The sequence below is a fragment of the Silvimonas sp. JCM 19000 genome, from assembly GCF_054652575.1.
The window spans coordinates 1-23336 of sequence record NZ_BAAIHC010000011.1 but is presented as its reverse complement, the minus strand read 5'-3'; the positions used below and the strand labels follow the sequence as shown (position 1 = coordinate 23336).

Genomic DNA, 23336 nt, shown 5'->3' with positions numbered 1-23336 from the left:
TCCGGACGCACGCCCTGGCGGTCATCCCGCCCCGCCTGCGTCCAAAAGGTAGAAGAATCAATGAGTTTATACGGACTGCTGGCGCGGTTTATCCGCCAGCACTGGCGCGCTTATATCGCCTCAGCCCTGATGTTGTTTGCTGTGGCCGTCTTGTCGGTATGGGTACCACGCAAGATCGGTCACATCATCGATGGCCTTGTCACGCATAGTTTGTCGGGCAACGCCCTGTTGTTACAACTAGGCCAACTCCTGGTTATGGGGCTGGTCATCTATTTTTTGCGCGCGGGCTGGCGCCTCAAGCTGTTTGCCGCGGCCTATCAGCTGGGCGTGCAGTTGCGCACCGAACTCTACGACAAGCTCACCACGCAAGGCCCTGGCTTCTATCACAACCAGCGCACCGGCGATCTGATGGCGCGCGCCACCAATGACATCGACGCCATCGAAATGGCCGCCGGTGAAGCCATGCTGGCTGGCTTTGATGGCAGCCTGACCTTGATCCTGGTGCTCAGCATGATGACGCTGGGCATAGACTGGCGCCTGGCACTGGCCGCCTTGCTGCCGTTTCCGTTGATGGCCTTGGCGTTCTGGAAAATCTCTGACCGCATCCACTATGCCTGGGATGATTCGCTGGCCCGCTTCAGCAAGCTCAATGATCACGTCCAGGAAACGCTGACCGGCGTGCGCACCTTGCGCGTGCTGGGGCTGGAAGCGCGCAACAGCCGCGAGTTGTCGCAACTGGCCGAAAACGCCGCCGCCAGCAGTCTGACCGCGCAGCGCTGGGAAGCCGCCTTCGAGCCCGCGGTTGGCCTGACGCTCAGCACCGCCACGGTTACCGCGCTGGGTGTGGGCGGCTATCTGGTCTGGCATGGCGAGCTCACCATCGGCCAGATGACCAGCTTCAGCATGTATCTGGGCCAACTGATCTGGCCGATGTTTGCCGCCGGTTGGGTCTTGTCCTTGCTGGAACGCGGCCGCGCCGCGTGGGGTCGGCTGGGGCCGGTGCTGGCACAAGCGCGTTCGGTGGATGACCACGGCGCAACGGCCCAGCTGCAGGCCGGCACGCTCGAATTCGATGCGGTGCATTTTCAGTATCCAGGCCAGCTGGATGCCGCGGTGGACAAGGTCAGCCTGACGCTGCAACCGGGCCAGACCCTGGGCCTGGTCGGCCCCACCGGCGCGGGCAAATCCACCTTGCTGCGTTTGTTGATGCGGCAGTACGGCATGCAACAAGGCCAGATCCGCTGGAATGGCGTGGCCGTGGCCGATTACACGCTGGACACGCTGCGCGAAGCCATCAGCTGGGTGCCGCAAGAGCCATTTCTGTTCTCGGCCTCGGTCGCCGAAAACATTGCCCTGGTGAAGCCGGAAGCCAGCCGCGCCGAGATCGAACGCGTGGCGCAACTGGCGGCGGTGCATGACGACATCCAGCGCTTGCCTATGGGTTACGAAACACCGGTGGGCGAAAAAGGTGTCGCGCTCTCCGGCGGCCAGCGCCAGCGCATCGCCATCGCACGGGCCTTGCTGGCCGATACGCCGCTGCTGTTGCTGGACGATGCCTTGTCGGCCGTGGATACCCAGACCGAGGCGCAAATCCTGTCGCATCTGCGCGCCGCGCGCCAGGGCCGCACCGTGATTATCGTGAGCCATCGCTTGTCTGCCGTGGCCGATGCCGACCAGATTGCCGTGCTGCGCGAAGGCCGCATTACCGAGCATGGCGTACATAGCCAGCTCGTCGAAAACAATCGTTGGTACGCCAGCCAGTGGCGCTATCAACAACTGGAGGCCAGCCTCGATGAACTCTAAGACCGCAGCCGCAGCGCCGGTCACGGCTGCGCGCAATGAACGTCGCGATGCGGTCAGCTTGCTCAACCAGGCCGCCCGCCCTGACCGTCGCCACTTATATATAGGTACGGCCTGGCTGGCCGCTGCCGCCTTGCTCGAAGCCTTGTCCCCATTGCTCGGCAAACACTTTATCGACAACTACCTGTTGCCGCATCGCTATGACCCGACCGCCATCGCCTTGCTGCTGGCGGGCTGCCTGGCCTGTGTCTACGCCGCCAGCATCCTGCGTTATCTGCAACTGACGCGGATGGCGGGGGTGGCCATGCGCTCGGTCAAACGGCTGCGGGAGGACGTGTATAGCCACGTCATCCGTCTGCCGATGGCGTTCTTTGACAAAGCCATCACCGGGCAACTGGTCAGCCGCGTCACCAACGACACCGAATCGGTTAAAGCGCTGTATGTGCAGGTGTTGTTCGTGATGCTGGACAGCTGCATTGTGATAGTCGGCGCCATGTTGGCAATGGCGTGGCTGGACTGGCGTTTGATGAGCATCGTGCTGATGCTGTTTCCGGCCGTGGTGTTGATCATCTGGTTGTATCAGCGCTGGAGCGCGCCCTCGGTGGCGCAAGCGCGCGAGCTGCGCAGCGAGATCAACGCCCAGGTGGCCGAATCGATTGCGGGCATGAGTGTGTTGCAAGCGGCCAATGCCGAAGCACGCTTCTCCGGCCGCTTTCGCAATATCAACCAGGCGCATTACCGCGCGCGCCTGCAAGAGCTGTCGGCCAATGCCTGGCTGTTGCGCCCGGCGCTAGATCTGATGAATGTGCTGGTGCTGGCCCTGGTGATCTATTGCTTTGGCGTGCAGGCCTTTGGCGCGCTGGAAATCGGCGTGTTGTATGCCTTTGTCAGTTATATCGCGCGCGTGGTGGAGCCGCTGATCCAGATCATGCTGCAGTTCAGCCAGTTGCAGCAGGCGGTGGTGGCGGCCGCGCGCGTCAATCATTTGCTGAAAGAACCGCGCGGCACGGTATCGGGCGGCGATGTGCGTATCCAGCGCGGCGAGGTCAATTTCAATCATCTGCGCTTTGGCTACAACACCCAGCAAACCATCCTGCACGACCTGAGCCTGCATGTGCCGGCCGGGGCGTTTTACGGCATCGTCGGCCACACCGGTAGCGGCAAATCCACGCTGCTATCGCTGTTGCTGCGTTTTTATACGCCGCAAGCCGGGCAGATTTCGATCGACGATATTGCGTTGCAGACCATCAGCGACGAAGCGTTTCGCGCGGGCGTGGGGCTGGTGCCGCAAGACCCGTTTTTGCTGGCGGCCAGCGCGCGCGAAAACATCGACATGGGTCGCGGTTTGTCGCAAGAACAAATCGAAACTGCCGCCCGCGCGGCCAATGTGCACGAGCTGATCCTGTCGCTGGAAAACGGTTACGACACCGATATGGGCGAAAGCGGCACGCGCTTGTCCAGCGGGCAAAAGCAGCTGATTGCCATCGCGCGCGCGCTGGCCGGCCAGCCGCGCATACTGTTGCTGGACGAAGCCACCTCGCATATCGACAGCGAAACCGAGCAGATTGTGCAGCGCGCGCTGGATGCGCTTAAAGGCAAGGTCACGCTGATTTCGATTGCGCATCGCTTGTCCACCATCCGCGATGCCGACCGCATTATCGTGCTGAACCACGGCCATATCGCCGAGGCGGGCAGCCACGATGAATTGATGGCCATCGAGCACGGCATCTACCAGCGGCTGTATCTGCTGCAGCAACTGCAGGATTGAGCTTGCTGTAGCAAGCCACCGCTCGCGCCATTCCCTACGTAACAAGTACGGCGCACCGACAGACAGACTGGAACAGTGCGCCGTATGGTCGGCTTTAATCCGATTTTTCACGACTGGGGACGGCCATGGAACTCGCACATCTGACACGCTACGAGATCAACCTGATCACGCGTTCGCTGGCGCACTGCCTGGAACAACTGCCCGAAAAAGACGGCGCCAACCGCAATGAATGGGCGGCGCTCAAGCATCTGGAATCGATGTTCTCCACCATCCATGGTGAGCATTTTGTGCTGTCGGGCAGCGAGAAGATCAAGCCGGGCAACTGATCAGCGCGGCTCGGGCTCTTCGCCGCGTACCCGCTGCGCGGCGGCGCGCAGCACGCTGATCTGCTGCTTGTAACCGCGGCAGCCACGGCAGATCGGCAAGTGCGCCTGCACCTCCAGCCACTCGCCGGTGTGTAAGGGTCGGTCCAGCGCGTCCGACAGCAGCCGGCTGATCTTTTTACACGTACTCATCGCAATCCTCGCCGTCGTAGCCCTTCTCGGTCAGACAGGTGCGCAGCTTGAGCCGCGCCCGGTACAGCAGCACGCTGCAATGATTGGCTGACACCGCCAGCTCCACACAAATCTCATCGGTTTCCAGCCCGAGAAACTCGCGCATCATGAACACGCGGCCGGTGCTTTCCGGCAGGTTGTTCAGGCAAAGCTCAAACAACAGCCAGAACTGCTTTTGCGCCAGCGCGGTTTCCGGCTTGGGCCACGGCCGCGGGCGCGTGTCGGCGGCCCAATGATCATTGGCCTTAAACAACAAATCGTCGAGCAGCGCCTCGCCTTCAATCTCGGCCTCCAGCGCCGACAAGTTGATGGTGCGATAGCGTGCGCGCAGCGTATCCACCAGCTTGTGCCGCAGAATGCCAAACACCCACGTCTTGTGTTGCGATTGCCCGCCAAACTGCTGTGGCGCGCTGTACGCGGCCGTCAGCGCCTCTTGCACCGCGTCTTCGGCCGCCACGGCATCGCGTAATTGCAGCCGGGCAAAGCGCAGCAAGTCGCGCCGCAGCCCGGTCAGATAATGGTGGTCTTGTTGCCAAGATAACTGCGTGGTCACTGCGTGCCTGGCCCCCGTACGCGCAGACGGCGCCGCATGCACCAGCCGTCCACCGACCACGCGCCCATGCCATGCACCATCAGATAAACCAGCAAGATACCCCACAGCACATGATCCTTGATCTGGATCGCTTCCAGGCCTGGATATGAAATCACCGCCACGCAATTCAAAATCAGCAAGCCGGTGGCGCCAAAGCGCCCTGCCCACCCCGTCAGCAGCAGCAAGGGCAACAGCAATTCGCCGCCCGCGCCCATCACCGCAGCGACCGCGGGCGGCAGGATGGGCACGTGATATTCGCTGGTAAACAAATACAAGGTGCTATCCCAGCTGCGCAATTTGGTCAGCCCGGACAACCAGAACACCCGCGCCAGATACAGCCGCACCCCCAGCGCAAACGCCGGTTGCAACGCGACACAACAGAGTTCGAAGCGGGCGTATAACCACGCCAGCCAGTTAAAACGGAGCGCAAGCATCATCGGTCTCCAGCGCGCTAATCAAACCATCGGTAAATAACAGCGGCAACAAGGTCGCGTCGGCCTGCAACGCAGGCAGCACCACGTGCAGCGGCGCGCCCTGTTGCAAGGAGCGGACCACGGCCGCGTGCGCCGGGCCCAGCGCGCGGTGCTGCACCTGCGTGCCCGCCCGCCAGATCAACACGGCCTGGCCCCCTGCATCCGGATCAGCCATGGCGCCGCCTTGATGCATCGCCAGCAAATCGGCGATCGGCCACTCGGGCGATGCCACCAGCGCTACCGCTGGCGCAAAGCGCACCCGCTGCTGCGCAAACTGTTCCGGCGTCAGCGTTTGCAGCTGCGCCACGGCAAATGGCGCGCAATCGGGCGCATGCCATGCCCGATGCAAAGCCCAATCCACCCGTGCCACATCGGCCAGATACGGCACGCTACGCGCAGGTTCAAACGTGGCAATAAACGCCGCCAGCTGCGCGCCGTCGTCATGCAGATTGGCCGAAGTGGCCGGCGTGGCCCGCACATACGCGCGCGCCATGCCGTTAAAGAACTCAGCGCCGACCAGCTCCGCCACCTGGGCAAAGGTCGCGCGCAGGGCGTTAATGCGATTGAGCCGCACATTGTTGCGATAGACATCCAGCCGCGGCGCGCTGGCCGTGCTGACGCCGGCAGGCACAAATCCAGCATCGTTAAAGGCATAGGCCAATTCGGCGAGGGCGGCGGCGTAACTCAACATGGCTGCGGCTCCATGTGCGCCTCGGCCACCACCGCCTGGATTGCGGCATATTCGCCCAGCAACGCGGCCAAGGGCGGCAGATTGCTATCGCGTTCCAGCAATACCGGTTGCGGGCCAAAGCGCTGCAAAGCCACTCGCAACAGCGCCATCACTTCGGCACTGACCGGCGCGCCGTGGGTATCGATGGCGCAACCGTCCACCATTTCATAACCGGCCACATGGATTTCGCCGACCACGTCGCGCGGCAACGCCGCCATCTCCTCTTGCGGGTCCAATCCCAGGTTGAGCGCATTCACCCGCAGATTGTTCAGATCCAGCAGCACGCCACAGCCGGTGCGCCGCGCGACTTGCGCCAGCAATTCGGCCTCGCTGCACACCGCATCACGCATCTCGATATACGTGGAAACGTTCTCCAGCAAAATCGTGCGCCCCAAGGCCTGCTGCACCTGGTCGATGCGCTGGCACAGCAAGTCCAGTGCGCCGTGCAAACGCGGCACCGGCAGCAAATCGGGAAAGAACTGCCCGGCGTGGCGATTCCACGCCAGATGCTCGGAGACGCGCACCGGCTCGATGCGCCGGACCAGCTCGCCTAATTGCGCCAGATGCTGCGCATCCAGTGGGTCGACACTGCCCAGCCCCAGCCCGACACCATGCAGGCTGACCGGATACTGCGCGCGGATTTGCTCCAACGCGGCAATCGGCGCGCCGCCGCCAAAGTAGTTTTCGCTATGCACTTCCCACCAGCCCACCGCAGGCCGCAGGCGTAGCACGTCGGCCACATGCGGCGAACGCAGGCCCAGGCCGGTCAATAAATCAGATTGATGCATCACGTGTGCTCCCAAGCAACGCGGCGCGCAGCGGCCAGCCTGATACCGGCCGCTGCACTGCGCGCTTAACCGGCCTTGAGGCTGCCGCCCATTTTGGCGCAGGTGCCCGCCGGTACGGCCTTGAACTCGGCTTTGTCATTGTCTTTGCTGGCCTGGCCCGCGCAGGCATGGTCGTTGCCCTTGCAGTCGTTCTGGCCGGCTTTGGCCACGCCGTAACACTTCTCCATATCGGCGGCCAATACCGGGGCGGACAGTGCGCTGCCGAGGATGGCGGCGAGGGCGGATGCGGCGAGTAATTGCTTGTTCATGGTGATCTCCAGTCTGTGGGTACAAGGGTTGCGCGAAAGCAAAAATGGCCTCGCTACAGACTGAGTCGGCGCAGCGCGCCGGATATGACAACACTTTGCAAAATATTTTTTTTGCGCGGTGTACGCGGGGTTCTGCCGGGCGCGGGCATTCTGCGAGGCCGCCCACTATGCTTAGGTGCAGAACAACGCCCGGCGCCCCGCCCCAATAGGCTGCAGGCGCGCCGCCCCACAGGATGCCCGGCATGACTTTGCGTAATCGTTTGATCCTGATCGCCTGCCTGATGCTGGCGGTCTGTCTGGTTTTCATTGCCGACAATCTGTACGGCCTGCAGCGGCTGGGCGCGCTACAGGATGAAGGCAACGACGCCGCCGCCCATGCCGGCTTTGTCCAGCGCAGCGCCGGGCTGGGTGCCGATCTGTATCAGATCATTGCCGACGCCGTGATCAACCACAACATGGCCGATTCGGATCGGGACTGGGCTGCCGCCAAAACCAACGCCAGCAAAACCCTGCAGCAAGCCGCCAGTTACGCCATTACCCCCGCAGCGCAACAGGCGGCGCAACAGGCGCAGGCGGCGCTCGACCGTTATATCGATACCTATGAAAAACGCTACCGCCCTTTGCTGGCGGCCGAGCCGATGGATTTTGCCGCTATCCGCAGCGTGGATAACGATATCGATGGCATACGCGACGAGTTGCAAAAAAATCTGGATGTGGTCGCCAAATCGTTGGTCGATGATGCGATCGCGGCCGATCAGCATTTTGATGGGGCGCGTCGGCAGATGGTGTTGCAGAGCGTGTTGATCAGCGTGGTGGCGCTGGCGGTGCTGGGGGTGTTGCTATGGCTTACCGGCGGCGCGATTTTTCGGCAACTGGGTGGCGAGCCAGCGCACGCGGCGTCGATTGCGCGGCAAGTGGCGGCGGGCAACCTGGCGGTGCAGGTGCCCGTACGCGCGGGCGATACCCGTAGTCTGCTGGCATCCATGGCCGAGATGCGGCAGCAATTGCACGACTGGGTGACGCGGCTGACCGCAGCGGCCACCACTTTGCAAAGCGCGGGTCAGGGTTTGTCCAGTGTGGCGGTGGCCGTGGCCGATGCGGCGGCCGAACAAAGCAATGCCAGCGCTTCGATGGCGGCGACGGTGGAGCAGATGACGGTCTCCATCAACCACATTTCCAGCAGTGCCAGTGAAACCGATACATTGGCACGCGCCGCGGGCGAACACGCCCAGGCCGGGGCCGGCAGCGTCGAAGCCGTGATCGATCGCTTTGATGCCGTCAACGCCAGCGTGCAGGCCGCCGCCACCTATATGCAGCAACTCGACACTAACGCCCAGCGCATCGCTGGCATCGCCCAGGTCATCAAAGGCATAGCCGAGCAAACTAATCTGTTAGCGCTCAACGCCGCCATTGAAGCCGCCCGCGCGGGTGAGCATGGGCGCGGCTTTGCCGTGGTGGCCGACGAGGTACGCAAACTGGCCGAAAAGACCGCCAATTCCACCGTCGAAATCACCGGCATGATCAGCACAACCGAAAAAGCCACCGCGGCGGCGGTCGCCGAGATCCGCCAGAACGCCGAGCGCATCCAGACGGTAAACGCCCTCGCCACCCAGGCGGGCAGTGGCATGGCCGAAGTGCGCAGCAGCAGCCGCGAGCTGGTGCAGCACATCGCGTCCATGTCGGAGGCCCTGCGCGAGCAAGCTGTTGCCAGCAATCAGTTGGCGGGCAATATCGAACGCATTGCGGCGGGCACCGGCGAAACCAGTAAGCGTATTGCAGGGATTCCCGCTGCGGTGGCGGAAATCAATCAGATTTCTTCCGAGCTGAGCACGCTGATTGCCGATTTCCGTTTGCGTTAAACCGGCCAGGCACGCTGCCGCAGATGGCGCGCCAGGCGGCTTTGCGCCTCATCTGTATTCGATAGCCAACACTGATAGAGGGTGCGATGTGTGAGGCTAGTCTCAACAAAAGTTTTTCAATATACTTTCAGCTGATACTTACGCTTACAAATGAGTAACGTAAACATTGCAGCATGAACACCCGCAATAAAGATAATTTTAAAAAGGACCCGATAAAAATGATCAAATCGTTTCTGACCGCACTGATCGCTGCCTCGATCGCTTTCCCCGCTTTCGCTTCTGCCGCTGAAGAAGCTGCTGCGCCTGCGCAAACCACGCCGGCCACTTCGGCCGCCGCTGGCGCTTCCGGTGCCGCTGGCACTGCTGGCATTGCTGGCCTGAGCGTGGGCACGCTGGCCGCTATCGGCGTGGGCGTGGTGGTTGTGGCCGCTGTGGCTGCTTCCAACTCGTCGTCGAGCAACAACGGCTCGAACAATACCTCCAGCGGTACCACCGGCACGACCGGTACCAGCGGCACCACCGGTACCACCGGCTCCCGCTAAGCCTTCCTGCGGGATTGCGCTGTGCCACAAAGGGCTCCCTGGAGGAGCCCTTTGTACATGTAAGCCCCCCGTTTGCGTGGGCAGAAAAGATTAAAGAACGCCATGTTTGTCCGATTTTCCCGTTTGCTTTGCCTGGCCTGCGCCGTGCCGCTGTGCAGCTGCACCAGTACCGGCCAGACCCTGGCCGATGCAGTGCGCCTGATCCGGCCGTCCGGCTTGTCCAGTGTCGACAAGGTGGCGCTGGATCCGCGCTTTCGCTATTTACGCGTCGCCGTGGGCCAGCGTGCCACGGTGCTGATGCTGGGTTATGTCGATAACGACCCGTCCGGCCCGGTCGAGACCTGGTATGCCGGCGGCGGCAAAGAGACGCTGCGCCTGCAAAACGGGCGCTTGATCGGCGCCACCAATATGCCGGTGGAATGGCGTGCCGTGCGCCTGTCGGCACAACCGGCGTGGGCCAGCCTGACTGCGCCGCAAACCCTGACCCGACAACGCGACGTCATGCCCGGCTATCAATACAGCCTGAGCGATACGCTGCGCATTGCGCCGGTGCTTGCCCCCGCCGATAGCCCGCTGGCGGGCAAGCCCATCCCCGATCTGCACTGGTTTGCCGAAACCTCCAGCGGCCCGGCCGCCCTGCCCGCTGCGCGCTACGCCGTTGCCTTTGAGCACGGCCAGGCCAGCGTGGTCTACGGCGAACAATGTCTCAGCAACACTTTCTGTATCAGTTGGCAGCGTTGGCCATCCTGACACCGGTAACTTCCAAGATGTCGAACCAGATTTCTGCCTCGCTGCGCCTGCGCCATGCCTGGCCCGTATGGCTATTGGCCACTTTGCTGCCCGTGCATGCGCTGGCGGCCGTGGATGATCATGTATCGCAACCGCTGTATCTCAGCGACTGGCTGGTGCTGGCGCAACGCAATGGCATGCCGCTGCTGGGCTCGGCACCGGGCAAGCTGTACACGCCGGGGCTGGCGTGGTTTTCGCAGCGCGAAGCCCTGGACCAGGCCGGGCAATGGCAACGTCTGATCTGGGACATCCGCGCCGACGTCGGCGACCGCCAGAGCGCCGACCCGGCCCGCCGTGGCGCGCACGACCGGCTGCTGCGCTTGATTCTTGATCGCCCACCGACCGGCCGCGTGCTCGTCAAAAGCACCGATCCACACTGGCTGCAGACCAACCGCAACGCCGACCCCTATCTGGAACGCGGCGATCGCGTGGTCATCCCCGAGCGTCCCGATACCGTTACCGTGATCCGCGCCGACGGCACCTTATGTCGGCTGCCGCATGTGCCGGGCGCACAAGTGCGGGATTACATCGTGGCCTGTAACGCCAGGGCGCGACCCGATACCGCATGGATCGCGCAGCCGGACGGCCAGGTGCTCAGTTACGGCGTGGCACTGTGGAACCGCGAAGCGCAAGACCCGCCCGCACCCGGCAGCTGGATCTGGGCGCCGGATCGCGGCGATGGCTGGCCCGACGAGTTGTCGCAACGTATCGTCACGTTTTTTGCCCAGCAGGGCGTGTCCGGCGTTGACGCTGACTTCAAAGCCCTGCCCGCGCCCGATGTGGCCGCGCCGCCGTTGGCGACTGCGTTCTGGACCGGTTTGCCGCAGCACGATACGGCCTTCCCCGTGACCGGTAGCGACTGGGGCAATGTCGGGATTTTGCAAACGCCGACGGCACGCATGAACCAGGCGGGCGAAGGCTCGCTCAGCGTGACGCATATCCAGCCGTACACGCGCGTCAACTTTACCTTGCAGCCGCTGGACTGGCTGGAGTTTGGCTTCCGCTATACCGACGTGAGCGATCATCTGTATGGCTCGGTCGCGCTTAGCGGCAATCAGACGTACAAAGATAAAAGCATCGACGCCAAAATCCGCCTGTTCAAAGAGACGGTGTATACCCCGGATTTGTCTGTGGGCGTGCGCGATCTGGGTGGCACGGGTTTGTTCTCGGGCGAATATGTGGTGGCGAGCAAACGCACCGGCGATCTGGACTGGAGTCTGGGCCTGGGCTGGGGCTATGTGGGCGCGCGCGGCAATCTGAAAAACCCGTTCTCGCTGATCAGCAGCAAGTTTGATACGCGCTCGGCCAGCACGGTGGATACCGGCGGCGAGCTGAGTACCAAATCGTATTTTCGTGGCCCGACCAGCTTGTTTGGCGGCGTGCAATATCAAACGCCGTGGACGCCGCTGATCCTCAAGCTCGAATATGACGGCAACGATTACAAACACGAGCCGTTTGGCGATGTGTTTCCCACCCGCTCGCCGCTCAATGTCGGCGCGGTGTATCGCATTAACGGCGGACTGGACCTGACGGTGGCCTATGAGCGCGGCGAACGCGTGATGTTGGGGCTGGCCCTGCATGGCAATCTTAAAAACGCCGCCATGCCCAAAGTGTTTGATCCAGTGGCGCCCACGCTGCAGGTGTATCCGGCCACCGACCTGCCCAATGCGCCGGTTTCGGCAGCGCCCATCATCACCACCACGATGGCGCAACATCCGGCCCCGGCAGTGGCGGCACCGCCAGACGCAAGCCCCGCCCCGGCCGCAGCAGCCCCGCCCGTCGTCGACTGGAAACAAACCCGCGACGATATCGAGTTGCTGACGCACTGGCATGTGCAGAACATCCGCCTGCAAGGCCAGGTCTTGCTGGTTGAGTTTGATGATCTCGACGCCTTCTACCTGCAAGATGGCATCGATCGCATCGTTAAAATCCTCAACCGGGACGCCCCGGCCACGGTGACGCATTTCCACCTGCTGCCGCTACGCCACGGCCTGATGGCCACGGACTACCGCATCGATCGCGCCATCTGGCTGAATGACCACACCCGTGCGCGTTTGCCCAGCCAGCATGTGCCCGCGCTGGCCAGTGTCGAACCGGCGCCGGCCGCGCTGGATCGCAGCCTGCCCAGCGTGTTCGAGCAAACGCCCAAACGCTTTGATTACTCGATCGGCCCCACCTGGCACCAGTCGCTGGGCGGGCCCGATGCCTTCATGCTGTATCAGTTATCAGCCAACGCCCAGGTCGAATTCCGCTTTACCCCCAGCTTGTGGGTGGTGGGCGATCTCAACGTGGGCTTGCTGGATAACTACGACAAGTTCAAATACGACGCCCCCAGCAATATGCCGCGCGTGCGCACCAATGTGCGGGAATACGTGACCTCATCGCGCGTGACCATGCCCTATCTGCAAGCCACCAAAGTGGGTCAGCTGGGCAGCGACAACTACTACAGCGTGTATGGCGGCTTGCTGGAAAGCATGTTTGCCGGTGTCGGCGGTGAATGGCTGTATCGCCCTCATGGCAGCCCCCTGGCGATCGGGGTCGACCTGAATGCCGTCAAGCAACGCGGTTTTGATCAGGATTTTTCGATGCGCGATTACCAGACCTTCACCGGTCACCTGACCGCGTATTGGGATACCCGCTGGCAAGGGGTGCAGGCCAATATCAGCGTGGGCCAGTATCTGGCCAAGGACAAAGGCGTAACCCTGGAAGTGACCCGTCACTTCCGTAATGGCGTGGTCATTGGCGTGTACGCCACCAAAACCAACGTCTCGGCCCAGACCTTTGGCGAAGGCAGTTTTGATAAAGGCATCTACCTGACCATCCCGTTCGACGCGATGATGGCGCGCTCGGGCGGCGATGTCGGTCTGCTGCGCTGGAATCCGGTCACCCGCGATGGGGGCGCCAAACTGGCGCGCCAATACTCGCTGTACGACATGACCAATCTGAGCGACGACCGCAGCTTGTGGCACATGCCACCGGCGGACTAAGCCAGGCGCACCAAAACAAAGGCCGCGATGCATGCGCATTGCGGCCTTTGCATTTGCGCCCGCTCTCGGCGGCGCAAGCGCGTGCATCCAGCGGGGTGGGATCAGGGGTTGTAGCGGCCGAGGCAAGCGCTGAACAACACGCCCAGCACACTCAGATTGCCGCGCACGCTGCTGATCTTGGTGGGCACTTCGCCCTTGGGATAACGGCGGATGGTCGGCAATTCCACGCATTTGTAGCCGAGCTTGGGCGCGCGATAAGACAGATAGGCCAGCAGTTCGTAGGTGGTGAAGATGTCGCGGAACATGGCGATACGCTCATCCACCATCATCTTGCGGCTATAGGCGCGAAAGCCCTGCGTGGTGTCGGTCCAGTGGAAACCGGAGGCGATGCTTAGCGCCGGGGCGTGGATAAAGCGGATGGCAAAGTCGCGCGATGCCGGGGTGTTTTCTGCCACGCCGCCATTCAGAAAGCGCGACGCCTGCACAAAGTCGATGCCGTCATCCAGCGCCTTGATAAAGCGCGGGATGGCTTCCGGGTCATCTTTGTCGTTGCCGTCGATGGTGACGACGCCTTCATAGCCTTGTTCCAGCACAAAGGCATAGGCGCAACGCAGCTGCGAGCTGAGTTTGCCGCCTGCGGTCTTGAGGATCAGGCCACGCACGCCCAGCGTTTGCAGCCGCGTGTGTTCCATCGAGCCGTCGGTGCTGCCGCCGTCGACGATGATGACGTCGGCCTGTTGTTCCAGCTTGAGCTGCGACATGCGGGTCAGCAGGCTGATGATGCGTTGGCCTTCGTTGATGACCGGAATAACGATGCAGTATTTATGCTGGCGTTCCAGCCAGAACTGCGTTTTGTAGGCCGGTACCTGCCAGTTTTTACTGGCGGCAAGCGGCGTGGTGGCGATGGCGGTGGTCATGGGTTTTCTCTCTTCTACGATCAGGCCACACCGGCCGTGATAAAGCCGACACCCGCAATCACCAGCACAACGCCGGTGATCGTGGTCCAGTAAAACTGCTCGCGAAACACCAGCACCGACAACACGGCGACGGCGGCAACCGCCCCCGAGGTGAGTACCGGGTGCGCAATATTCAGCGGCAAGCGCGCCAGCGCGGCGGCGTACAGCAAGAAGGCGGTGCCATACAGACCCAGGCCCAGCCAGAACGGCCAGTTACTGAGCGCGGCTTGCGGGTTGGACGGCGATGGAAACTGCCGGGGCGGCAGCATGGCCATCTTGATCAGCACGCTGGCCGAAGCATTGGTCAGAATGCCCAGAATCAGAATCAACCATTTCATTTACGCGGCCCTCCCCGGGCGATAACTGCGGTCGGCCACGCCGAGGGCGCGTTCAATCGCGGTCAAATGCGGCTCGTTTTGCGTGGCCACCATTTCAATACTGACCAGCGCATCGGGGCGCACGGTCTGGAGTGCGGCGTACACCGCGTCGTGTTGCGTACCGCCATCGCCCAACGGCACCAGGCTGGGTTCGCTGGCGTGGATATGACCGATCACGTCGATATGGCGGCTGACCACATCGGCCACGTTTTCCTGATTAAGCGTAACGGCACCGGTATCCAGCTGCATTTTGACGGCGGCATGGTTAACGGCACGCACCACCTCGGCGGTTTCGTCGCTGGTGGTCATAAAGTTGGCGCCATACAGCGGCGGGTTTGGCTCCAGGCAGATCAGCACGCCTTCGCTGGCGGCGATATCGCCCAGGCGATTAAAGAACTCGACCGCGCGGCTGCGGGTTTCTGCGTCGCTCAGGCCGCTGCGGTCACGGTTTTTGGGCGAGCCAAATACCAGCCGGGTGGCACCCGACACGCCGCCGATATGACAGACGCCGCGCAAATGCGCCAGCATCGCGTCTTGCGAGGCCGCGTCGCCAAATACGTTCAGCCCGGTGGTGCCAAACAGCAGCGATTGCATGCCGGTCATTTCGATACCGCGCTCGGCCCACCAGGCTTTGACCTTGCGGATCTCGGCGTCAGTCGCCTCGGCGGGTTTGGGAAAATATTTACCCGGCGCAAAGTCGATGGCGTCCACCTGATAACGCTGCAGCAGGCTGGCCAGATCGTTGTCTTCGTTGACGTCCCACGCGATATTGGAAATAGCCAGTCTCATGCTGCGGCCTCGGCCTTGATGGTCACCGGCTCGGATTGCGCATAAGCGCGCACGGCCTGGATCGATTCGCGGCGGCTGTATTGATAGCGGCCGGTGCCGCCGAAGACATCGGCGTAACGCGTCTGCATGTCGTAGCTGGCGGCCGCATTGCCCAGGTTCTGCTCGAACGGCTTGCCGAAACCGTCCAGCGACACTTCCGCCACCGTCACCGGCGCGGCAGTCAGATGCACCAGCTTCAGACCGGCCTTGAGGGCGGTCTGGATGTCATACCAAAGGTTGATCATCGGGTAAAAGCAGAACGAGCCGCGGCTATCGATGGCGTGCAGATTGTTATCGTTCAGAAAGTCGAAAATGACGTTCTTGCGCAGGCCAGGGCCGACCAGGCCGGGCAGGCGCACGATCAGATAATTGTCGAAATGGCTTTCGACAAATTTCTCCAGATAGCGACGGTTCAGGCCGTAGGCGTGCAGATCGTTTTCGTCTACCGGCGTGTCTTCATCAATGCCGACCGGGGTCTTGAACACGTCCACCGTGCTGATCAGGATGAAGGTCTTGCATTGGATGGTCGATAGATGTGCGATCAAGCCATCGATATTTTTTCGGTCGGCGGCGGGCTCGCGGTTGGCGATCCATTTTTGCGCCGGCGCGGCCGAGCAGACCACGGTATCAAACGTGCCGCCATCGATATTGCCAATATTGGTGGAGCGGAAATGATGGCTGAAGTGAGCTTGTTTGCTCAGCGTCTGGCCCACAAAACCACTGCTGCCGATCAGTGCGGCGTTCTGATTGCGTTCGTCCATTTCAACCCCTTTGATAACGGATGCAATAACCCTTGTTGCACTTCTCTACGGGATATTGCGTAACCAGATAAGCATCAAGCTGCGGAAATCGTTCGCGCATGCTGCGGCCGTCGACGGTATACGACGGCTCGGTAGTGGAATACACCACCGCCTTGGGCGCGCTGCTGCGTACGGCGTCGATCAATTCGTTTTCATTGGCCGGACCGGCATACACCAGATAGGTAAACCGGGTACAGCTGGGCAGGCGGGTCAGGCCGTTGATCACGCCGTTATTGGATAGATCAAGCAAACAGCTCGACTGGCTGGCCAGCACTTGCTCGGCCGCCCAGCGCACGCCTTCGGGCGAGGCTGCCGCGTTATCACCCCAGGCAGTGGGCTTTTCCACCCAGGCATACTGGCCGGCACGATAGTTCTGCGCTGCGGTATACAGCGTCAGGCCCAGCGTGGCCAGTACCAGCAACAAAAATGCCCAGCGCACTGCGGTAAAGGTCGGCGCTTTGGTGGCAACGGCCAGCGCCAACAGGCCGGTGACCAGCACAAAGCACGGATGATGAAACTTGACCGCGCAGGGGATGGCGAGCAACACCAGCACCAGCGTGGCCACGCGCAAATACATCGGAAACGCAAAGTCGCGGCCATAAATCAGCAAGGCGATCAGCGCCGGCACCCACATGCTCCAGTAAATATGGTCAGCATCGGCGCGGTTGATGCCGATCTTGAACATCATCAACGCAGCCAACACCAGGCCCAACACCAAGGGCCCTGCATGCGGTCGCGTGGCAAAACGCACCGAATGCCGCGCGGTAAAAATCAGTGCCGTGAGCGCGGCGATATTCACCAGTGCCGCCAACGCCGTCAGGATGACCGGCCAGCGCTGCATGCCGTAGCTCCACTGCGCCGAGGTATCCATCAACACTTTGATATTGGCGGCGTAGTTTTCCAGCGAACAGGTCTGAAACGACAGACTCAAGCCGGCCACCACGGCGGCAAACACCACCAGCGCAATCGCAAAACGCTTGTCCCGCACCACCAGCCACAAGGTGGATCCGCCCAGCGCGACGATGGTGGTCAGGCCGCGGTCATACGACCAGAACATGCCCAGCCCAACCAGCGCGCCAAACGCAATCAGCAACAAGGTCTGCGGCACGGAACCCAAGCGGCGCCCGGTCAGCAGCAACCAGATATAGAGCGAGGCCAGCCAGAGCAAATCACGATAACCCACCAGTTGCGTGGCGATGACCCCCACCGCCAGCACCAACAACGCCTGGTGCGGCTTGCCGCGCGAAACTTCATAGGCCACCACAAACAAAAAGGCGCCGGCCAACAGCTTGAGCAATTTGTACAACAACAGCGTCGGTACAAAATAATCGGTCGGGCCCCACACCGCGCGCATCGCCATGGCGGGCAGATAATCGAGCGCGCCGTGGATGGTCAGCGGCTCAAAGCCTGCCGGCGTGGCAGCCAGCAAGCTGGCCGACGAAGCAAAATATTCGCCCTGCAAAAACGGATCTTCCACGCTGCCGGTGCCGCGCAGATTCAGAAATGCCATCAGCAATACGCTGAGCACAAACAGCGCGAACAGCCACGGTTTGGGATCGACGTTATTGGAAGGCTTCGGCATCAAGCTTCTCCAGCACGTCAAAAATGTTATCGAGCTTGCCGCCCAGCACCGAGTAGCAGCTGGGGAAGGTGGCATGCTTTTCAAACAAGATCGGGCGGCCGTCATCGCCTTCGTTCTTGACCAGTACAGTCTTGATCTCGAACAAGGAATCTACGTATTCGGCATCGGCAACCGCGGGCATATACCGCTCGACATCGCGCACCATGCGTTCCACGCGGGTATCGCGCGGATATTGATCCAGCCGTTCGTAGGGATTGGTGCCCTTGGCGTCGGGCCAGTTCAGATGCGGCGTATAGCGCACGTGCGACAGCGTATGCAGGCCGCGCGCCGGAAACGGCATCATCGAAAAGAACGGGCCGTCCATGACGGTGACGCCCAGGTTGGTTAACTGCGGCGGCGTGCGCATCAGGGCCATCTCGGCTACTTCATGCTTCAGCCGCGTTACCGTGCCCGGGTACTCACCACCAATCTGGTTCAGGCCGCTGTAGGTGCAGTTGAAGACATAACGCGCGGTGATGGCTTGCTGGGTTTCGTCAGGGCCATCCAGCGTCACCATCACACGATCATTCGGCACCGACACCATGCCGCTGGCAAAGGTGTTGAACAGCACCTGGATATCGCAGTCGGCCAGTTCTTCGGCGGCCCATTTGGCAATCGTGGTGCTGTCGAAGGCGTATTCCTCTGCCAGGAATACTTCTTCAATCAAGCGCGGTTCAAACAATTGCTTGAGCGAGACATCGGCCGGTTCCAGGCTGGCGCCGATTTCATGACAGAAGCGCTCGAACTGGCGCGCGGTTACCTTGGAATTGCGCCGCGCAATCGGATAAAGCTTGGTGAAATCCTTCTTTACCGCCAACGGCCAATCGCGCACAAATTGCGGCAGGTTGATACGGCTGCGATACGCCGTGGTGAAACTACGCGGATAGTGATAACCGTTGTGCACGCGCGCCTGGTTGTTATAAGACGCGCGTTGCATCAGCGCGCCCTCACGCTCTACCAGCAAGATGTTCTTGAGCCCGCGCTGCCGCGCGAGGTAGATCGCGATGGCGCAACCATAAAAGCCACCGCCGATGATCAACGCATCGTAGTTGAGATGGTTTGCGGTCGGGGCGGCTTGCATCATCACACTGCCGCTCCGGTTGCAGTAAAGGCGGTGGTGGCCGGCTTGGCCGCCACTTCTTCAATATTCAGCTTTTCGCGACGGGTCATACGCGCGCTGGTGAACTCCTGGCCCACGTGATACAGCGGCCCTTCGTTGGCAACGCTCACCATATTCAGGATGTATTCGCCCAGGACCAACAGCACCAGCGAGATCAAGAAGAACATGCCTGATTGTTGCAGCGACAAACTGACCCAACCCGGCGCCACATTGCTCTTGAACAGCCCAATGGCCACCACATAGAGCGAATAAATGATGTTGGCAAACGCGCCGAACAGCGACAGCGCGGTAACAAAGCGCATGGGCGCGCGGGTGGTCGCCACCAGCAAGCGCATGCCGCGATCAAAACTGCCGCCGCCATGGATCAGATGTTGCAGCTTGGGCGCCGAGCTGTAAGTCAGGCGCGCCTTGGCAAAGCCACCGGTGGCGGGCAGATGGCGATAGCTGATGCCAGGCTGCGGGTGTTGCAGAATAAAGTTGACCACGCGCTTGCTCAGCACCCGGTATTGCGGCGCTTCTTTGACCAGATCGAGGCCATTGAAGTATTTGTAGATGCCGTTAAACGCGGTGAAGGCGGCCTGATAAGTCAGGTTTTCAGTCGGCTTCTGCTCGTTATTGGCAAACACCACATCCGCGCCAGTGACCGCGTGTTCCAGCATATTGCTGACAAAGTGGATGTCATCGAGCAGCGGGTTGATGACCACCACATAATCGCCCAGGGCGTTTTCCAGACCGACCCACGCCGCAGTGGCCAGATCAACTTCTTTGGTCAGCGCATAGACCTGCAGATTGGGCAGCCCGCTCTCGCTGGTCAGCCGCTTGAGCGTGCCGACGCTATCATCGCTGGATGCGTTGTCGACAATAATCAATTCGTAATCACTCACGAGGGGAGCAATGGCGTCAGCCACCTCGGTGATCAGCTTTTCTTGCATATCAGCCTGGTTGCGCATTACGCAAACCACTGACAAAAAGACTGGATAGAACGCCATGTTTGCACCCCGGACCGGTTTGATCGGTACTGTTTTGAACAAGGTTTAAGCCTTATGAACCTGCGGCACGCGCATAAATCTATCAATAATCGGAGACGGGCTTAGTCTCAGGTGACAACTATCGCATGCTGCATCGCAACGCAGATTACCCGAAAAAACTTAATTAGTCATTAAGGCGTAAGGCTGAAGCCATGAAATCACAGACGACTCTTGCGAGCAAGCCCCTTGCGTCGATCTAGTCGGCCGCGCGCGGCTACATCCGCAATCGAGCCAGAAACCATTGATGTAAAGGGCCAGACCGGCGAGCGCGCACGCAGGAATCGGCGCGGCATTAGAGGATAACGGTAGAAAGCTTAGGGCTGTCGAAGCAGGTCAGTGGTGCGGTGTTCTGGAGACAACGACCACTGTAATGGGCGGGAGGTGAACGACATCACAAGATGTTAAACATCAACCACTGGCCGACGCGGACGCACTGAAATGCGCCGCGCAGGTCCGGACTTTGGTGCAAAGCGGGCGGCCACAATGCCTGGGCATTAGCGCGGGCGAGCCGTAATCCAGTCGAACGGTGCCTCGGCCCGACCGCTGAGCAGTGAGCGCGCCAGCGCGGTGAAATCGGCATGCGCCAGATCCACATTGGCGGTGAGCTCATCAAGCGTTTGCAACGCGGGCGAGGTCGGATCGCTATACGCGCTGACCAGCGCGGTATGCAAGGTTGCGCCAGCTTCTTGCCACAACTGGTAGGCAGCGTTCAAACGGGCAAATTCGGGGGGCATGGGTTATCTCCTGAAAAGGCAAAAGCGGGCCGTCGCGCAGCAGTGGCATTCCATCAAATTGCATATCCGCAATTACGATAGTGCAGCGCCAAGCAAATGTCTGTGTTGACTATTGTCAGCCGCGAATGTTTCAGATTTGCCGTCTTGCCCAGGCTTGGTGCTTGCATCGCACCGCGCCAACCGCGCCGTAACAAAGCGGCGCCATTACTGCGGCTGCAATCCCCGTAGCAACAAAGCCAGCGCATGGTCGGCAATCTGCTGCGGCCCCAGATGTGCTCGCAGCGGATCGTCCTGCCATTTGGCCGAGGCCGATAACGGCAGCACGGTCAGGCCGATCAAGGTGGTGAACAGCAATACGGGCTCGATCTGCGCATTGATCAGCCCGTCACGCTGCCAACGCTTGATGGTATCCAGCATCTGGATATGCGGTTTGCGCCCCAGCCGCAATTGCACACGCTGCTTGAACATATCGTCTTCACTGATCATCTCGCGCAGCCAGAAGGTGCCAAACCACGGGTAGCGCGAGTTGATATTCATCAGGCGCTCAACCAGCAGCTGGATCACCGTAAACGGCTCGTCGGGATGGGCCTCAAAGACATCATCGAAGGTGGCACGCACCGGCATAAAGCGCTCGGCCAGCAGCGTGTCGAGCAGCTGCTCACGTGTCTTGAAGTAATAGTGCGCGGCCGCTGGCGTCATATTGGCGGCGCGAGCCACAGCGGCAATCGTCGTCTCGGCCGCGCCATATTTGGCGCAAATCGACAAAGCGATATCCAGCAGGCGGTCTCGCTGGTTTTCTTGCCCCGCCGCCGCAGCGGGACGCCCCGGACGGCGCGCGGGTTTGGTGGGCTGGTCCTGCACGGTGTCTCCAGTATGAGTGACGGATATTAACAGCTGCCTCTATCCAATTGACATATCGGGCAAAGGCATATATTAATTGCGTCGTTAATTAATTAGGTAGCCCTTTGTATGAACAGCAGAACTTCAGACCCCCTGACCCCAGCGGCACAGCACGCTGGCCACCCGCCCATCTGGGTGCTTATGAGCGCGCTGATGCTGGTCATGCTGCTCTCGGCGCTCGACCAGACCATCGTGTCGACGTCTTTGCCCACTATCGTAAGCGACTTGGGCGGCTTTCAATCATTATCCTGGGTCGTCACGGCTTACTTGCTCAGCTCGACCATCGTCGTCCCTTTATACGGCAAGCTGGGCGATCTGTTTGGCCGCAAGATTGTGCTACAGACCGCCATCGTGCTGTTCCTGCTCGGCTCGGCACTATGCGGATTGTCGCAAAACATGACGCAGCTTATTTTGACCCGCGCGCTGCAAGGCATGGGCGGTGGTGGTCTGATGGTGATCAGCATGGCCGTGGTTGGCGATGTCATCCCACCGGCGGAGCGCGGACGCTATCAAGGTCTGTTTGGCGGCATCTTCGGGGTCGCAACCGTCATTGGCCCATTGATTGGCGGCTTTTTTGTTGAGCACTTTTCCTGGCGCTGGGTGTTCTACATCAACCTGCCACTCGGCCTGCTGGCTTTGGCGGTGATCGCCGCCGTGTTCAAGCCGCATGTGGCCCGTGTAAAGCATGAGATCGATTACTGGGGCGCCGGCTTTCTGGCGCTCGCCCTCACCTGTTTCATCATGTTTACCACCGAAGCGGGCACCAGCTTGCCGTGGACTTCCGCCCAGCTCTGGCTCTACCTGTTTGTCGGTGTGATGTCCGCGCTCGGGTTTATCAATGAAGAACGCACGGCGGCCGAGCCGATCATGCCGCTAAGCCTGTTCCGCATGCGGACCTTTGTCATATGTAGTGCATTGGGCTTTCTGATCGGTGCAGCACTGTTTGGCTCGGTCACGTATTTGCCGCTCTATTTACAAGTGGTCAAAGGCTCCACGCCCTCTGAAGCCGGTATGCAATTGTTGCCGCTGATGGGTGGGCTGTTGCTCGCGTCGATGATCAGCGGACGAGTAATCAGCAAGATTGGACGCTATCGCTTCTTTCCCATTGCGGGCAGTTTGATTGCCGCCATCGGCATGTTGCTGCTGGCGCAATTGCAGGACAGCAGCCCTTTAAATGTGCTCTATCTCTATGCGGGCCTATTGGGCATAGGGCTGGGGATGGTGATGCAAGTATTGGTGCTGGCGGTACAGAACACGGTCGACATCAGGCAACTGGGCGTGGCGACTTCGGGCGTGACCCTGTTTCGCATGATCGGCGGCTCCTTGGGCGTATCACTGTTCGGCGCGCTGTTTACGCATGGCCTGAACAGCCGCCTCGCCGATGTGTTTCCGCAGGGCATGCCCGCACCGCGCGCGGTCGCCGCATTGAATTCACTTTCGCCTGCTGCGCATGCGCAATACCTGCACGCCTTCGGCGCTTCACTGCACAGCGTGTTTTATATCGCCGCATGTGTGGCCGCCGTTGGCTTTGTGTTGGCGTGGGGTCTGCGAGACGAGCCTTTGAAAGGACATGGCCGACACTGAGCGTCGCATGTCGTGATGTTGTGCGCTTGAAAGCCCCTGCTAGCAGGGGCTTTTTGTCGACTGTCAGCGGGGACGGCGTATGGGCTACGCGAACTCGAAGGGTTGCCTGGCACCAGGACCGTTGCGGTAACCGGATAACGTGCGGCATCCGACCAGCAAAGTGGAAGCCCTGGCGGTACCAGTCTCTGGCAGATGCAC

At 61.0% G+C, this 23336-nt stretch carries 23 protein-coding genes; 8 read left to right on the top strand and 15 right to left on the bottom strand.

Annotated features, from left to right (window positions below; all coding sequences use genetic code 11):
- The first annotated feature begins 60 nt into the window (after window positions 1–60).
- The 3 genes from ACYQ1A_RS11570 to ACYQ1A_RS11560 all read left to right on the top strand — a co-directional run bounded on the left by ACYQ1A_RS11570 (window position 61) and on the right by ACYQ1A_RS11560 (window position 3894).
- Window positions 61–1803 carry an ABC transporter transmembrane domain-containing protein gene (locus ACYQ1A_RS11570; protein WP_499362164.1) on the top strand — a complete coding sequence of 581 codons (1743 nt, stop codon included), beginning with the start codon at window positions 61–63 and terminating at the stop codon, window positions 1801–1803.
- Window positions 1793–3568: an ABC transporter ATP-binding protein gene (locus ACYQ1A_RS11565; RefSeq protein WP_499362163.1), complete on the top strand. Its 1776-nt coding sequence runs from the start codon at window positions 1793–1795 to the stop codon at window positions 3566–3568. Before ACYQ1A_RS11570 ends, ACYQ1A_RS11565 begins: the two co-directional genes overlap by 11 nt.
- 125 nt (window positions 3569–3693) lie before the next feature.
- Entirely contained in the window at window positions 3694–3894 is a 201-nt protein-coding gene (locus ACYQ1A_RS11560) for a hypothetical protein (protein ID WP_499362162.1), read from the top strand.
- Here ACYQ1A_RS11560 and ACYQ1A_RS11555 read toward each other — a convergent pair whose 3' ends face one another.
- The 6 genes from ACYQ1A_RS11555 to ACYQ1A_RS11530 form a co-directional block, all read right to left on the bottom strand.
- A complete protein-coding gene (locus ACYQ1A_RS11555; RefSeq protein ID WP_499362161.1) occupies window positions 3895–4083 on the bottom strand; it encodes a zf-HC2 domain-containing protein in 189 nt (62 codons plus the stop codon). It lies immediately after the preceding gene.
- A complete protein-coding gene (locus ACYQ1A_RS11550) occupies window positions 4070–4675 on the bottom strand; it encodes a sigma-70 family RNA polymerase sigma factor (RefSeq protein ID WP_499362160.1) in 606 nt (201 codons plus the stop codon). Before ACYQ1A_RS11550 ends, ACYQ1A_RS11555 begins: the two co-directional genes overlap by 14 nt.
- Window positions 4672–5151: a DoxX family protein gene (locus ACYQ1A_RS11545; protein WP_499362159.1), complete on the bottom strand. Its 480-nt coding sequence runs from the start codon at window positions 5149–5151 to the stop codon at window positions 4672–4674. Before ACYQ1A_RS11545 ends, ACYQ1A_RS11550 begins: the two co-directional genes overlap by 4 nt.
- Window positions 5129–5878 carry an HvfC/BufC family peptide modification chaperone gene (locus ACYQ1A_RS11540; RefSeq protein ID WP_499362158.1) on the bottom strand — a complete coding sequence of 250 codons (750 nt, stop codon included), beginning with the start codon at window positions 5876–5878 and terminating at the stop codon, window positions 5129–5131. Before ACYQ1A_RS11540 ends, ACYQ1A_RS11545 begins: the two co-directional genes overlap by 23 nt.
- Window positions 5872–6705 (bottom strand): MNIO family bufferin maturase, encoded by an 834-nt coding sequence (gene bufB, locus ACYQ1A_RS11535; RefSeq protein WP_062225540.1) that lies wholly within the window; start codon window positions 6703–6705, stop codon window positions 5872–5874. The genes ACYQ1A_RS11540 and bufB overlap by 7 nt, the downstream gene beginning before the upstream one ends.
- Before the next feature lie 65 nt (window positions 6706–6770).
- Window positions 6771–7013 (bottom strand): BufA1 family periplasmic bufferin-type metallophore, encoded by a 243-nt coding sequence (locus tag ACYQ1A_RS11530; RefSeq protein WP_053939090.1) that lies wholly within the window; start codon window positions 7011–7013, stop codon window positions 6771–6773.
- A gap of 242 nt (window positions 7014–7255) precedes the next feature.
- On the opposite strand from ACYQ1A_RS11530, the gene ACYQ1A_RS11525 reads away from it, so the two are divergent.
- The 4 genes from ACYQ1A_RS11525 (at window position 7256) to ACYQ1A_RS11510 (ending at window position 13190) form a co-directional block, all read left to right on the top strand.
- Window positions 7256–8872, top strand: a complete 1617-nt coding sequence (locus tag ACYQ1A_RS11525) for a methyl-accepting chemotaxis protein (protein ID WP_499362157.1) — start codon at window positions 7256–7258, stop codon at window positions 8870–8872.
- A gap of 218 nt (window positions 8873–9090) precedes the next feature.
- Entirely contained in the window at window positions 9091–9414 is a 324-nt protein-coding gene (locus ACYQ1A_RS11520) for a hypothetical protein (protein WP_062225555.1), read from the top strand.
- 102 nt (window positions 9415–9516) lie between these two features.
- Window positions 9517–10164 carry a hypothetical protein gene (locus ACYQ1A_RS11515; protein ID WP_499362156.1) on the top strand — a complete coding sequence of 216 codons (648 nt, stop codon included), beginning with the start codon at window positions 9517–9519 and terminating at the stop codon, window positions 10162–10164.
- Window positions 10116–13190 carry a YjbH domain-containing protein gene (locus ACYQ1A_RS11510; protein WP_499362155.1) on the top strand — a complete coding sequence of 1025 codons (3075 nt, stop codon included), beginning with the start codon at window positions 10116–10118 and terminating at the stop codon, window positions 13188–13190. The genes ACYQ1A_RS11515 and ACYQ1A_RS11510 overlap by 49 nt, the downstream gene beginning before the upstream one ends.
- 101 nt (window positions 13191–13291) lie before the next feature.
- Here the strand turns inward: ACYQ1A_RS11510 and ACYQ1A_RS11505 are convergent, their stop codons facing one another.
- From ACYQ1A_RS11505 to ACYQ1A_RS11465, 9 genes are all read right to left on the bottom strand, one after another.
- On the bottom strand, window positions 13292–14107 hold the full coding sequence (locus ACYQ1A_RS11505; protein ID WP_499362154.1) for a glycosyltransferase family 2 protein: 816 nt from the start codon (window positions 14105–14107) through the stop codon (window positions 13292–13294).
- A gap of 20 nt (window positions 14108–14127) precedes the next feature.
- Window positions 14128–14484 (bottom strand): EamA family transporter, encoded by a 357-nt coding sequence (locus tag ACYQ1A_RS11500; RefSeq protein WP_062223887.1) that lies wholly within the window; start codon window positions 14482–14484, stop codon window positions 14128–14130.
- Window positions 14485–15312: a sugar phosphate isomerase/epimerase family protein gene (locus tag ACYQ1A_RS11495; RefSeq protein ID WP_499362153.1), complete on the bottom strand. Its 828-nt coding sequence runs from the start codon at window positions 15310–15312 to the stop codon at window positions 14485–14487.
- Window positions 15309–16112 (bottom strand): NAD-dependent epimerase/dehydratase family protein, encoded by an 804-nt coding sequence (locus tag ACYQ1A_RS11490; RefSeq protein ID WP_499362152.1) that lies wholly within the window; start codon window positions 16110–16112, stop codon window positions 15309–15311. The genes ACYQ1A_RS11495 and ACYQ1A_RS11490 overlap by 4 nt, the downstream gene beginning before the upstream one ends.
- Before the next feature lies 1 nt (window position 16113).
- The gene (locus ACYQ1A_RS11485) at window positions 16114–17733 is read right to left on the bottom strand and encodes a hypothetical protein (protein ID WP_499362151.1); all 1620 of its coding nucleotides are present in this window, start codon (window positions 17731–17733) and stop codon (window positions 16114–16116) included.
- The gene (locus ACYQ1A_RS11480) at window positions 17714–18856 is read right to left on the bottom strand and encodes an NAD(P)/FAD-dependent oxidoreductase (RefSeq protein WP_499362150.1); all 1143 of its coding nucleotides are present in this window, start codon (window positions 18854–18856) and stop codon (window positions 17714–17716) included. The genes ACYQ1A_RS11485 and ACYQ1A_RS11480 overlap by 20 nt, the downstream gene beginning before the upstream one ends.
- Window positions 18856–19881, bottom strand: coding sequence for a glycosyltransferase (locus tag ACYQ1A_RS11475; protein ID WP_499362149.1), 1026 nt, complete (start codon window positions 19879–19881; stop codon window positions 18856–18858). Before ACYQ1A_RS11475 ends, ACYQ1A_RS11480 begins: the two co-directional genes overlap by 1 nt.
- A gap of 533 nt (window positions 19882–20414) precedes the next feature.
- The gene (locus tag ACYQ1A_RS11470; RefSeq protein WP_062223897.1) at window positions 20415–20654 is read right to left on the bottom strand and encodes a hypothetical protein; all 240 of its coding nucleotides are present in this window, start codon (window positions 20652–20654) and stop codon (window positions 20415–20417) included.
- 204 nt (window positions 20655–20858) lie between these two features.
- Complete coding sequence (locus ACYQ1A_RS11465) at window positions 20859–21515, bottom strand: TetR/AcrR family transcriptional regulator (RefSeq protein WP_062223898.1); 657 nt, start codon at window positions 21513–21515, stop codon at window positions 20859–20861.
- Between the two features lie 180 nt (window positions 21516–21695).
- Here ACYQ1A_RS11465 and ACYQ1A_RS11460 point away from each other — a divergent pair, with 180 nt between their 5' ends.
- Window positions 21696–23138 (top strand): MDR family MFS transporter, encoded by a 1443-nt coding sequence (locus ACYQ1A_RS11460; protein WP_499362148.1) that lies wholly within the window; start codon window positions 21696–21698, stop codon window positions 23136–23138.
- Window positions 23139–23336: the final 198 nt, after the last annotated feature.